We start from the raw sequence: 12,227 nt of genomic DNA on the forward strand, positions 1-12,227 counted from the left end.
CGCCCAGGCCGCGCCCGCGCTGGCGCCCGCCGCTCCGGCGCCGCGGCCACCCACGCCGTTCACCCTCCGGCCGAAGGTCCGCAACCGCACCCAGCCCCGCGCCCTGCTGATCGGCTCCTCCACCGGGGGGCCGCGGGCGGTGGGCGAGATGCTGGAGGGGATCGGCGCCGCCGCCCTGCGGCGGGTGCCGGTGCTGATCGTCCAGCACATGCCGCCGATCTTCACGGCCGTCTTCGCCGAGCACCTCTCCACCCGCACGGGACTGCGCGCGGCCGAGGGCAAGGCCGACGAGCGCCTGGAAGCGGGCCGGATCTACGTGGCGCCGGGCGGGCGCCACATGGGGCTCGTGGCGGGACCCGGCGGTCCCACGATCCGGCTCACCGACGGGCCGCCGGTGAACTTCTGCCGCCCGGCGGTGGACGTGCTGTTCAAGGACGCGGCCGTGGTGTTCGGCGCCGCCACCGCGACGGTGATCCTCACCGGGATGGGCTCGGACGGCACCAATGGCGCGCGTGCGCTCACCGATGCGGGCGGCCCGGTCCTGGCGCAGGACGAGGCGACCAGCACCGTCTGGGGCATGCCCGGCAGCGTCGCCCGGGCCGGCCTCGCCGAGGCCGTGTTGCCGCTCCCCGAACTCGCGACGGCGCTGCGCGCCCTGATCACGGGGCAGCCGTCATGACCGAACTCGAGTTCGAATACCTGCGCAGCTTCCTCAAGCAGCGCTCCGGCCTCGCGCTGACCGCGGAGAAGCGCTACCTGGTCGAGAGCCGCCTGACCCCGGTCTGCCGGCGCTTCGGGCTTGCGACCCTCGGCGACCTCATCGGCACGCTGAAGCTCGGCCAGGACGGGGCTATCGAGCGCGCCGTGGTCGAGGCGATGACCACGAACGAGACCTTCTTCTTCCGCGACCGCATCCCGTTCGACCTATTCCGCGATACGATCCTGCCCGAGGCCCTGGCGCGCAACGCCAGCCGGCGCCGGCTTCGGATCTGGTGCGCCGCGGCCTCGACCGGCCAGGAGCCCTATTCCCTGGCCATGCTGCTGCAGGAGGCGGCGCCCCGGCTCGCCGGATGGCAGGTGGAGATCGTCGCCACCGACCTGTCCACCGAAGTGATCGAGAAGGCCAAGCTCGGCCTCTACAGCCACTTCGAGGTCCAGCGCGGCCTGCCGGTGCAGTGGCTGATCAAGTACTTCACCCAGATCGGCGAGCAGTGGCAGATCGCCCAGAGCCTGCGCTCCATGGTGGATTACCGCCAGCTCAACCTGCTGCACAGCTTCGCGTCGCTCGGCCAGTTCGACGTGATCTACTGCCGCAACGTGCTGATCTACTTCGACGCGCCGACCAAGTCGGACGTGCTGGCCCGGCTCGCGGCCCAACTCGCACCGGGGGGCGCCCTGCTGCTCGGGGCGGCCGAGACCGTGATCGGCCTGACCGACCGGCTCAGCCCGAACCCGAAGCAGCGCGGCCTCTACGGCCACTCCGAACCGGTGGGCCGCACCTCCGAGATGGCACCGCCCCTGCGCGTGGCCGCCGGCGTCTGACGGCCCGGCGGCCGGTCCGGGCCCCGTTCGCTTCGGGATCGTCGCGGCCGGCCTCGGCGCCATTCCCGGTTCCGCCGTCCCGACGGGCGCCCCACCGCCGGGCGCATCGCCCGCCTGCGCCCGAACGGGGTCGACCCCGGCGTAGCGAGACGGCATCAAGGGCCTGCGCAGCAGCCCGGGACCGGCGGACGGCCCGGCGGCCAGGAGACACGGCATGGCGGCAGGAATGGCGGCAGAACACGGGGCGGGATTGCCCAAGGTCGCGTTCATCGGCACGGGCGGGACGATCTCGTCGCTGGGACGCGACGCCCTCGACATCCTCGATTACACCGCCACCGACCGGCGCCTGGAAGCCGGCGCGATCCTGGACGCGGTCCCGGAACTGGCCGCGGTCGCCACCGTAATCCCGGTGCCGTTCCAGGCGGTTCCGAGCCCGGCCATCGGGTTCGCCGCGTGGCGCGACCTCGTCCTGCTGTGCGAGCGGACCGCCAGGGAGCATCCGGACCTCGCTGGCATCGTGATCGGGCACGGCACCGCCACCCTGGAGGAGACCGCCTACGCGCTCAGCCTCACGCTCACGATCGACCTGCCGGTGGTGCTGGTCGGCTCGCAGCGGCCCATGAGTGCGCTGTCCACCGACGCCAAGCTCAACCTCGTGGCGGCGATCCGCACCGCCGCCAGCCCCGCGTCCCGGGGGCGCGGCGTGCTGGTGGTGCTCAACGACGAGATCCAGGCGGCCCGCGAGGTCACCAAGACCTCGGTGGCCCGGCTGCAGACCTTCCGCACCCCGGATTTCGGCGTGCTCGGCCAGGTCGACGGCGATCATGTCCGCTACTACCGCCGCTCCGAGCGGGCGCACGCGCCGGGCACGCCCTTCGACATCCGGGCGCTGGCCGCGCTGCCGCGGGTCGACGTGTGCTACGGCTACGCCGATGCCGACGGCACCGCGGTGCGAGCGTTCCGGCAGGCGGGGGCCCGCGGCCTGGTCGCGGCCGGGCTCGCCCCGGGGATGATGCCGCCGGCCGAGGCCGACGCCCTGGAGGAGGCCGCCGCGGCGGGCATCCCGGTGGTGATGTCGACCCGGGCCGGCAGCGGGGTGGTGCCCCTGACCACGCGGCTGCGCACCCGCGGCATCCTCAGCGCCGACAACCTGACGCCGCAGAAGGCCCGGATCCTGCTCGCCCTGGCGCTGACCGTGACATCCGAGCCCGAAGCGGTCGCGCGCCTCTTCGCGACCTACTGAGAACCGATGCCCCTGATCGATCCCGTCCGGACGCTCCTCCTGGTCGTCGACATCCAGGTCCGGCTGATGCCGGCCATCGCGGACGGCGCCGGGGTGATCGCCAACACGGGCCGCCTCCTGGCGGCGGCCAAGCTGCTCGACGTGCCGTCCCTGTTCACCGAGCAGAATGCCGGCGGCCTGGGTCCGACCGTGCCGGATCTCGCCCCGGAGCCCGGGGCGGCCTTCGCCAAGATGAGCTTCGGCGCCGCGCAGGCGCCGGGCTTCCTCGACCGGATCGGGGACCGCGACCTCGTCGTGACCGGCTGCGAGGCGCATATCTGCGTGCTGCAGACGGCCCTCGGCCTCCTGGAGGCTGGGCGCCGCGTCTGCGTGGTCGCCGACGCGGTCGGCTCGCGCCGGAGCGAGAACCGTGTGGCCGGCCTCGCCCGGATGGCGGCCCACGGGGCCGAGATCGTCACCACCGAGATGGTGGTGTTCGAATGGCTCGGCACCGCCCGGCACCCGCGCTTCCGCGAGGCCGTCAAGCTGATCAAGTGAGCGGGCTCAGCCGCCGTCGAGAGCCGCCCGGGTGCGGGCGTCGGTGCCGATGTCGTCCGGGCCCTCGAGGCCCAGGACCTCGATCAGCCGCATCCGGGCGCGGCTGACCCGGCTCTTGATCGTCCCGACGGCGACGCCGCAGATCGCGGCCGCCTCCTCGTAGGTGAAGCTCTGGGCGCCCACGAGAACCAGGGCCTCGCGCTGGGCATGGGGCAGCCGGTTCAGGGCGCTCTGGAACTGCGCCATCTCGATCCGGATCTCCTGCTCGGGCAGGGAGGTCAGCTTCCCCGCCAGAACGCCGTCGGCATCCTCGACCTCGCGCTTGCGCTTGCGCTGCTCCGAGTAGAACAGGTTGCGCAGGATCGTGAACAGCCAGGCCGTGAGGTTGGTCCCGCGGCGGAAGCTGCCGGCATTGACCCAGGCGCGCACCAGCGTGTCCTGCACGAGGTCGTCGGAGCGGTCGAGGTCGTAGGTCAGCGAGAACGCGAAGGCCCGCAGGGCCGGGATCGCCCCGAGCAGGAGGCCGCGCATCTCGGCATCGACCCCCTGGGATGGCGGCCCGGAATCGCTGCCGGCGGGAGCGGCTTGGGTCATCATCATCATTGCAGGGCCTCCGTGTCGGAGCATGCGGCGAGGTCGTCGATCAGCGTCCGGAGCCGCTCCGGGATCGGCAGGGCCAGGACATCGGCGTAGTGCAGGCGCAGGCCGCGTCCGATCCGGTCGCGATCCGCCTCGCTTATCGGCCGGCGTCCGGGCGTGGGGCGTGCAGCCGCGCCGTCGGGCAGGGGCGCGGCATCGTTCGCAGGCGTCAGCCCGACGCCCTCCGCCGCCCCGGCGAGGCGCGTCACCACCCGCTCGTCCTTGCCCTGGATCATGATCACGCCCCGATCCTCGGCGATGCGGCCCAACGGGACCGGCGATCCGCCGCCCCCCGTCTGTCGACCGGATTCGGCGAAGACGCGCTCCATCGCCTTCCGACGACGCTGGTAGGCGCGACGGATTTAATCGGTTCTGAACTTCGTATTCATCAAATCTTAATGTCTGGATTTGTGAGCTAGACAGCGATTGATTGACAAATATTCCAGTTACAATCCAGAAATACTGGCTCAAGCTTGGCCGTAAACCAAGGCGCGCAGCACGGATGACCGGCGGCTGAGCGTGTGCGGCATCGGAGGGCGAACGTTCGCTCGACGACCTTGCGCGCTTGGCCGCACCAGGATTTCGCGAACGACCGACAGCAGAAACCAGCCGTTGGACGATGCTGAGCCGAATCGGTTGCGAAACCGAGCATCCAAGAATGCCTCGCTGTTCCGCAAAGATTCAGAGCTGGATTGCTGATGAATTAAAGTTATTATAATCTGCCGTATGGTAGTTGCCGGACCGCAAAAAGACGTTGCGGGAGGGATCGCGGGTTGATTTTCCTGCGGTGGAGCGAAAAATATTCCGAAGATCGTCCGGCGTCGACTCGGTTGATTCGACGCGTCACCGGAGAGCTTCGTATGGTGCCGTCGACTGTCTCTTCCGGGCCTCGGCAACGGGGTTGTCTTTGTGCTGTCACGATGCTGGCAGGGGTCATCGCTGGCTCGGCGACGACCTTTGCGAAAGACGATGCTGCCAGCCATGCACCTGTTGTCCGGCCGTCGCAGACTGCATCTTCCACCGCAACCGAGGTGCAACTCTCGGAACTCAGCGTCTCGGGGGAGCGTACCGAGACCGCGTACGGCCCTGTGAACGGCTACGTGCCGACCCGCAGCGCGGCCGGCACCAAGACCGACACCCCGATCCTGAAGACCGCCCGGTCCATCGAGGTGATCGGCCCCAGGGAGATCGAGGATCGCGCCGTCACGAGCCTTCCTGAGGCCGTGCGCTATTCGCCGGGCGTGACGACCAACGCCTTTGGCTTCGACCCCCGCTTCGACCAGATCTTCATTCGCGGCTTCGCCGTCAACGGCGCCGGCGACTACCGGGATGGCCTGCGCCAGACACCCGGCCAGTTCTTCACCTTCCGCACCGAGCCCTTCGGGCTGCAGCGCATCGACATCGTCAAGGGGCCGATCTCGGTCCTGTACGGGCAGACGAGCCCCGGCGGCCTGATCGACCGCATCTCCAAGCTGCCGACGGGTGGAGCGGTGTTCGAGTCCCTGACGCAGCTTCGCAGTACCGGCTGGTTCCGGCAGGGATTCGATGTGGGTGCGCCGCTCACCGACGACGGGGTCCTGTCCTACCGGCTGCAGGCGCTGGGCAGCGTCGGCGACAACAGCTTCCACATTGCGGACGACCGCCTGATGCTCGCTCCGAGCTTAACGTGGCGGCCCGACATCGACACGCGCCTGACTATCCTCGGCCTCGCCCAGAAGGACGAGACCGACAGCAACGTCGCCGCCCTCAACCGTGTCGTCGGTGGTGCGCGCCACGTCTACGACATTCGCGCCAGCGACCCGGGTTATGACCACCTCAGGCAAGAGCAATATCAGATCGGATATCAGTTCGAGCACGCCCTCAGCGACGTTTGGACGTTGCGCCAGAGCTTCCGCTACGGATACATCGACGGGAACGCCCGCTATCTCACCGGCGGCGTCGCGGGCGGCGGTTTCTTGGGCGACGTCTACCGGCGGGGCAGTTTCGCCATTCAGGAGACCGTCGCGGAGGCGCAGGTCGATACCCGGCTCGTCGGCCGGTTCGACACGGGGCCCCTCGCGCACACCCTGATCCTCGGGCCGGATTACCAGACCTTCGGTTCGCACTACGGCACCGGCTCCCTCGGCGTGAACCGGGCCTATGACCTGCCGCTCTATGCGCCGGCCTACGGGCGCTATGGGGTGACGCCGCCGATCACCACGCGCACGAACCTCAATCTGGAGCAGATCGGCCTCTACGGTCAGGACCAGATTGCGCTTGGCGCCTGGAACCTGGCCCTCGGCTTACGTCAGGACTGGGCGAGCCGCCGGACCGAGAACGGTACGACGGGGCGCCTCAACGCGCAGCGCGACGACGAGGCCCTGACCTACAATCTGGGGCTGCTCTATGCCTTCGAGGACAGCGTGTCGCCCTACGTCAACTACGCCACGTCGTTCCTGCCCTCCTCGTCGCTCGGCGCTAGCGGACAGCTTCTGGAACCGACCAGAGGGCGTCAGATCGAGGGGGGCGTGAAGTACCAGCCCGCGCAGACGGACAGCCTCTTCACGCTGGCGGCGTATCACTTGGTCGAGGCCAACTCGGTCAAGTACGACATCGGCTGCCTCTGCTCGATCGCCATCGGCGAACTCGACGTGCTCGGGGTCGAACTCGGAGCACGGGTCAACAACCTCATCTCCGGCTTCGATCTGATCGCGGCCTATAACTACAACGATGCGCGGATCACGAAGGATGCGGTCGCCGCCAATCTAGGACGCCATCCCTTCGTCACGCCGGTTCATACCGCTTCGACGTGGCTCGACTACACCGTCAGACAAGGGCGGGCTGCCGGGCTCGGCTTCGGCCTGGGGGTGCGTTTCGTGGGCCAGACCTACGCGGACAACGCTAACACGCTCGTCAACAGGGCCTACACGTCCCTCGACGCCGCTCTGCGCTACGATTTCGGCGCGACGACCGCGAGCCTGAAAGGCTGGAGCGCCGCTCTGAACGCGGTCAACCTCGCCGACGAGCGCCCCGCGATCTGCAACAACGGCTACTGCTACTTGAGCCAGGGCCGGACTGTGCTCGGCTCTCTGCGATACAGATGGTGATCGGAGCGGGGTGCAATCCTTCCATTTCGATCTCGCTCAGGGGCAGATTCGAGGCGGGCTATCCCGCTTCGGCCTTCAAAATCTCCACCTCTGCTCTGATCCATTGTTCGACCACGCTGAGATCGGTCTCATGCCCTGCGATCGGCGCTCGGATGCGACAACCTGAAGATGCGGGGCCTGTAGCCAGGGCCGAGCAGCTGTGCTGAATAGGTCCGAGGAACGGCTGCAGGACGCCTCGGCGTCGGCAGCAAGCCGGCAGCACGGTTGCAGTTTGCTATCGCCTCTCCATCCCGTCGCTGCGGCGCGGCCGCAGATCACGCCAGACGATCTGGCGCGGAGGCTCGCCGGCCTGGGGCAGGGCGAGCGTCTGGTCGTCCTGGGCGTCAACAGCGCCGCCATGGGGGCGCTGATCTCAGATGGCACCGACCGCAGCGCGCTGCTGATCGCAAGCGGAGGCCGACGCACGGCCGCGGCGCTCCTCGACCGGCTTCTCGACGATCTGGCCGAGCTGGCGCTGGAGAGCTGGCCGCACTGGCCCGGCCGCGAGGCGTCTCCCACGCCGGTCGTCCCCGATCCGTGGCTGAAGGCGGCCTCGAAGCGTGCCAGGCTCGGCCTGACGCCGCGCTTCCTCAAGATGGGGCGAGACCTCGAACTCCGCCGTCTGTCCCGGCTGATCGACCCCGCCGGCGTCATTCTGGTCTGGGAGGTCGATCCGGCCTCGGCGACGCGGGCGCGTCCGGCCATCGAGGCGCTGGAATGGTGCGTCCGGCACGGGGCCACGGTGGTGGCGGTGCTCGCCGCGGAGCCATCCGACGCCGCGCCCTACGACCGCATCCTCTACGGCGCCCATGAACTCGCACGGAGGGAACGTGCGGCGGCCGAGCGCTTCATCGCGCCGGCCGGAGCACACCACGCGAGCGCCATCGAGCGGCACGTCGCGGAGGCGCTGGCGCAGGACGCCGACCTCGGGGGCCTGTTCGTCTGCAATGCCCCCGTGCCCGTGGGGGCCTGGGGCGCACGACACCGCGTCGACCTGCTCTGCCGCGCATACCGCATCGTCGTCGAACTCGACGGCCCCGAGCACCGGGCCGAGCCCAAATTCGGCAACGATCGTCACCGGGATTACGAGCTCCTGACGGCGGGCTACCTCGTGCTGCGCTTGACCAACGATCAGGTCGCGGCGGACCTTCCCCTCGCGATCGAGAAGATTCGAGCCGTCGTCCGCCTGCGACGCGGTGCGCAGGAGGGGCGAACCGATGCGTGAGACGCCGACGCCGAAGCAGGCGCTGATCCTGTGGTGCCTGCTCGGCCGCTGCGGAAGCGCACTGCAGAGCACGCTCGCGCCGCGCATCGACAGGGCGGACCGGGAGGCCCTGATCGCGAGTCGCTACCTTGCGGCGGAGCGGGAGGGTCGCTCCCTGCGCCTGACCGTCACGGATAGGGGCTGGAACTGGGCAGGCGAGCACATGCGCGAGCCCCTGCCGCCGGCCTTCCGCGTGCTGCAGGACTGGCTGGAGCGCATCCATGCCGATCTCGCCAGGACGGGCCGGTCCCTCGCCGACCTCGTCGGGAGCGCTTCCGAGGAGCCGGCACCGGCGGCGCCTGCCCCGCGTGCGCGCAAATCGACGGCCAAGGGATCGAAGAAGCTCGGACCCAAGCAGCTCCGGGCGCGCATCGACGCCGCCTATCTCGCGCTGACGGGCGGGGAGCGGGCCAAGGCCGTGCGCCTGAGCGCCCTGCGCGCCCATCTCGGGGACCTCGACCGTGCGACCGTCGATGCGGGCCTCGCCGCCATCCTGCGCGGCGATCGCACGGCGCGGCTGAGCCAGTTCAGCGATCCCAGGTCGCTGGATGCCGCCGAGCGCGAGGCGGCGTTCAGCCCGGCCGGCGAGCCGTTCCACATCCTCTGGATCCAATCATGAGCGATGCCCTCGACGCCCTGCGCGGGATCGATTTCGACTGGGTGCGGACGCTGGACAGCATCTGGATCGATACGGCGCCGACCGGCGGCCCGAACGAGCGGCTCGTCCCGGAGATCGTCGCCGACCTGCACCGCAAGGCGCGCCAGCCGGCCGACCGGGCGCTGGGCCGCGTGCTCGTCGGCCAATCCGGAATCGGCAAGACCCACCTGATCGGGCAGCTCCGGCGCGAGGCCTGGCGCACCGGCGCGTGGTTCGTGCCCCTCGACGTCCTCGGGCTGACGGATTTCTGGCGCAGCGCGGCCTTGAGCTTCGTGACCGCCCTGCTGCAGACGATGCCGGATGGGCGACGGCAATCGGATGCCGTGCTCGCCGGCGTGGCGCGCCGCTTCCGTGTCGAGGCGCAGGTCGAAGCCGCGTTCAACACGCCGAACATGGATGCCCGCCGGATCGTCGACGTGCTGGTCCGGGCGCTGATGAGCGTCGATGCCGGCCGCGCGCTCAAGCACCTCGACGTCTTCCGCGCGCTCTGCCTTCTCCGCTCGCAGGATCTCGCCGTCGTCGGCCTCGCGCATGCCTGGTTGCAGGGCTACGACGCCGGACCGGCGGAGCGGGCGGCCCTGGGCTTCAAGACGCCGCCGCCGGCGCCCGTCGAACTCGTGCGCGGCATGTGCTGGATCATGGCGCTGAGCGGGCCGACGCTCATCGCCGTCGACCAGATCGACGGGGTGATCGAGACCGGACGGCTCGCGGCCGAGGACGGGATCGACGCGGAGGCGGGCCTGGCCGAAGTGCTCGCCGCGGGGCTCCTGGGGGTCAACATCGTCTGCGACCGCAGCATGACGGTGATGACCTGCCTCCAGGAATCCTGGGAGCGGCTGGAGGCCCGCGCCTTGAGTTCCATGCGGGAGCGCTTCGCGGAGGCGACGGGGCTCGTGGGCATGAACGAGCGGGCCGCCGCCGCCGCCCTGGTGGCCGGTCGCCTCGCGCCGGCCTACGCGGAGGCCGGCTACGTGCCCCCGTTTCCGACATGGCCGTTCAGCGAGCGCGCCCTCGCCGACGCGGCGGCGGCCGGCATGATGCCGCGCACGCTGCTGATGCGCTGCGACGCCTTCCGACGCCACTGCCTCGCAGAGGGTGCGGTCTCGGTCTGCGACAGTCTCGGAACCGCCGCTCCGCCTCCGGAAGCCCCACCCGAGGAGGCCGGGTTCGATCTCGCCGCCGCGTGCCGGGCGGCCGACATCGCCGGCATCCGCAGCGACGAGGATACCTGGCTCGGCCAGCTGCTGCGCGACACCTTCGACCTCTACGCCCTGGAAGACGATCCGGACGACACCCTCGACGTCGCCAGCAAGGGCGAGGCCGACCAGCGCATCCCGCCCCTGCACGGACGGCTGATCTACATCCACCGGGATGAGAACGACCGGGAACGGCATGTCTGCTATCGGGCGCTCCAACACCAGAACGCGATCGCGTTCCAGGCCCGCCTCCGGGCGGCGCTCACGGCCTCCGGTATCTCGGCGCGCATCCCCGATCGGGAATTGCTGCTGATCCGCCGCGGGCCCATGCCCGGCGGGGCCAAGACGAAGCAGCTCGTCGATGCGTTCAAGGCCGCCGGGGGCCTGGCGATCGACCCCACGGACGCGGACCTGCGCGTCTTCGTCGCCCTTCGCGACCTCCATACGCGGGCGCGGGAGGCGGGTACGTCGGATCGGTTCGAGCGGTGGATCCGCGCCGAGCAGCCGCTCGTGAACACGGGGTTCTTCCGGGATGCGGGGCTCGCCCATGCGGCCAAGGCCGGGACCGCTCCAGGGAAGGATCACGCCGCCGAGACGCCAGCGGTCCCGGTCCGCGCGCCGGGCATCGACGGTCGGGCCGCCGCCGAGCGTTCCGGCGTCGCGCAAGCACCCGCTGCGCCCCCGGCGGCTCACGCCCCAGCGGGAAGGGGAGCCCGGCCGGATCGGCCCACCCCCGGACCATCGGTGCCGGATGCGATTCCGGTCGGGCATCGGCTCACGCCCGACGCGCCCGGCGTGAGCTTGCCGCTGCGCCTCCTGCCCCGGCACACCGCGATCATCGCGGGCTCCGGCTCCGGCAAGACCGTGCTCCTGCGCCGCCTCGTGGAGGAGGCCGCGCTCGCGGGGCTTCCGGCCATCGTCATCGACCCCAACAACGATCTCTCGCGGCTCGGCGATCGCTGGCCCGAGCGGCCGCAGGGGTTTTCCCCGGACGACGACCGCAAGGCGGCGCTCTACGCCGAGCGGGTCGAGGTCGTGGTGTGGACGCCGGGCGTGCATGCCGGCAACCCGCTGTTCCTCTCCGTCCTGCCCGACTTCGCAGAACTGGGCGAGGATCGGGACGAGCGCCAACAGGCGATCGAGATGGCGGCCGAGACTCTGGGGCCTCTGGCCGGGGCCAAGACCAATCTCCAGCGCGGCGTGCTGGCGGATTCGCTGCGCCGCTTCGCGGAGCGCGGCGGCGGCAACCTCGCGGCCTTCATGGACCTGCTCGCGGATTTGCCCGACGGCATCAGCCAGATCGGTAACGCCGCCAAGCTCGGGCACGGCATGGCGGACCAGCTCCACGCCGCCGTGGCGACGAACCCGCTCCTGAAGGTGGAGGGCACGGTGCTCGACCCACGGCACCTGTTCTTCGGGACCGACCCGGCGCGCACCCGCATCTCGGTGATCAACCTGTCGGGTCTCGCATCGGAGGCGGCCCGCGAGGATTTCGTGAACCGGCTCCAGATGACGCTGTTCGGCTGGATCAAGAAGAACCCGTCCCCGCGCGGCATGCTCTACGTCGTCGACGAGGCGCAGACCTTCCTGCCGGCCCAGAAGGCGTCGCCGAGCCTCGGCAGCGGCATCAAGCTCGTGGCCCAGGGCCGCAAGTATGGCCTCGGGATGATCGTGGCGACGCAGGTGCCGCGCGGCATCCACAACCAGGTCGTCTCCAACTGCACCACGCAGTTCCTCGGCCGGCAGAGCGCGCCCGCGACGATCGCGGCCGCCCAGGAGATCCTCGCGGCGAACGGAGGCGCGGCCGCCGATATCGGCAAGCTGGGGGCTGGGGAGTTCTACTTCGCCACCGAGGGCTCTGGACGGCCGGCCAAGCTGCGGACGCCCCTCTGCCTCTCCTACCATCCGGCCAACCCGCCGACGCCGGAAGAGGTCATCCGTCAGGCCAAGCGCTCGATCGAGGCGGGCACCCGGGCGCGCGCTTCCTGACGCCACAGGTCCCGAGTTGGCGTAGCTGCGACCG

General features: G+C 70.4%; 10 protein-coding genes. 8 read left to right on the forward strand and 2 right to left on the reverse strand.

Annotation, left to right across the window (positions count from 1 at the left end):
- From FV233_RS13265 to FV233_RS13280, 4 genes are all read left to right on the forward strand, one after another.
- Positions 1 to 679, forward strand: a 679-nt coding sequence (locus tag FV233_RS13265) for a CheB methylesterase domain-containing protein (RefSeq protein ID WP_147897732.1), incomplete at its 5' end; no start/stop codon positions are given.
- Positions 676 to 1,542, forward strand: a complete 867-nt coding sequence (locus FV233_RS13270) for a protein-glutamate O-methyltransferase CheR (protein ID WP_147857677.1) — start codon at positions 676 to 678, stop codon at positions 1,540 to 1,542. The genes FV233_RS13265 and FV233_RS13270, both read left to right, overlap by 4 nt.
- 226 nt (positions 1,543 to 1,768) lie before the next feature.
- Positions 1,769 to 2,785: an asparaginase gene (locus FV233_RS13275; RefSeq protein WP_147897753.1), complete on the forward strand. Its 1,017-nt coding sequence runs from the start codon at positions 1,769 to 1,771 to the stop codon at positions 2,783 to 2,785.
- Positions 2,786 to 2,791: 6 nt separating this feature from the next.
- On the forward strand, positions 2,792 to 3,322 hold the full coding sequence (locus FV233_RS13280; RefSeq protein WP_147855257.1) for an isochorismatase family protein: 531 nt from the start codon (positions 2,792 to 2,794) through the stop codon (positions 3,320 to 3,322).
- Between the two features lie 6 nt (positions 3,323 to 3,328).
- Here FV233_RS13280 and FV233_RS13285 read toward each other — a convergent pair whose 3' ends face one another.
- Both FV233_RS13285 and FV233_RS13290 read right to left on the reverse strand, forming a co-directional pair.
- Positions 3,329 to 3,925, reverse strand: coding sequence for a sigma-70 family RNA polymerase sigma factor (locus FV233_RS13285; protein WP_147855256.1), 597 nt, complete (start codon positions 3,923 to 3,925; stop codon positions 3,329 to 3,331).
- Positions 3,922 to 4,290: a NepR family anti-sigma factor gene (locus tag FV233_RS13290; protein WP_238261427.1), complete on the reverse strand. Its 369-nt coding sequence runs from the start codon at positions 4,288 to 4,290 to the stop codon at positions 3,922 to 3,924. The genes FV233_RS13285 and FV233_RS13290 overlap by 4 nt, the downstream gene beginning before the upstream one ends.
- A 591-nt stretch (positions 4,291 to 4,881) precedes the next feature.
- On the opposite strand from FV233_RS13290, the gene FV233_RS13295 reads away from it, so the two are divergent.
- From FV233_RS13295 to FV233_RS13310, 4 genes are all read left to right on the forward strand, one after another.
- Positions 4,882 to 7,047 carry a TonB-dependent siderophore receptor gene (locus tag FV233_RS13295; RefSeq protein ID WP_147897733.1) on the forward strand — a complete coding sequence of 722 codons (2,166 nt, stop codon included), beginning with the start codon at positions 4,882 to 4,884 and terminating at the stop codon, positions 7,045 to 7,047.
- 271 nt (positions 7,048 to 7,318) lie between these two features.
- A complete protein-coding gene (locus FV233_RS13300) occupies positions 7,319 to 8,311 on the forward strand; it encodes a DUF559 domain-containing protein (RefSeq protein ID WP_147897734.1) in 993 nt (330 codons plus the stop codon).
- Positions 8,304 to 8,969, forward strand: a complete 666-nt coding sequence (locus FV233_RS13305) for a hypothetical protein (RefSeq protein ID WP_147855253.1) — start codon at positions 8,304 to 8,306, stop codon at positions 8,967 to 8,969. Before FV233_RS13300 ends, FV233_RS13305 begins: the two co-directional genes overlap by 8 nt.
- Positions 8,966 to 12,193: a DUF87 domain-containing protein gene (locus tag FV233_RS13310; protein ID WP_147897735.1), complete on the forward strand. Its 3,228-nt coding sequence runs from the start codon at positions 8,966 to 8,968 to the stop codon at positions 12,191 to 12,193. Before FV233_RS13305 ends, FV233_RS13310 begins: the two co-directional genes overlap by 4 nt.
- The last annotated feature ends 34 nt before the right edge of the window (positions 12,194 to 12,227 follow it).

This window comes from Methylobacterium sp. WL7, assembly GCF_008040085.1.
Classification (GTDB): Bacteria; Pseudomonadota; Alphaproteobacteria; order Rhizobiales; family Beijerinckiaceae; genus Methylobacterium; species Methylobacterium mesophilicum.

Coding starts and splice junctions, on each gene's coding strand:
- FV233_RS13280 (WP_147855257.1), top strand. CDS start 2,792: ATGCCCCTGATCGATCCCGTCCGGACGCTCCTCCTGGTCGTCGACATC.
- FV233_RS13270 (WP_147857677.1), top strand. CDS start 676: ATGACCGAACTCGAGTTCGAATACCTGCGCAGCTTCCTCAAGCAGCGC.
- FV233_RS13290 (WP_238261427.1), bottom strand. CDS start 4,290: ATGGAGCGCGTCTTCGCCGAATCCGGTCGACAGACGGGGGGCGGCGGA.
- FV233_RS13310 (WP_147897735.1), top strand. CDS start 8,966: ATGAGCGATGCCCTCGACGCCCTGCGCGGGATCGATTTCGACTGGGTG.
- FV233_RS13295 (WP_147897733.1), top strand. CDS start 4,882: ATGCTGGCAGGGGTCATCGCTGGCTCGGCGACGACCTTTGCGAAAGAC.
- FV233_RS13305 (WP_147855253.1), top strand. CDS start 8,304: ATGCGTGAGACGCCGACGCCGAAGCAGGCGCTGATCCTGTGGTGCCTG.
- FV233_RS13285 (WP_147855256.1), bottom strand. CDS start 3,925: ATGATGATGATGACCCAAGCCGCTCCCGCCGGCAGCGATTCCGGGCCG.
- FV233_RS13275 (WP_147897753.1), top strand. CDS start 1,769: ATGGCGGCAGAACACGGGGCGGGATTGCCCAAGGTCGCGTTCATCGGC.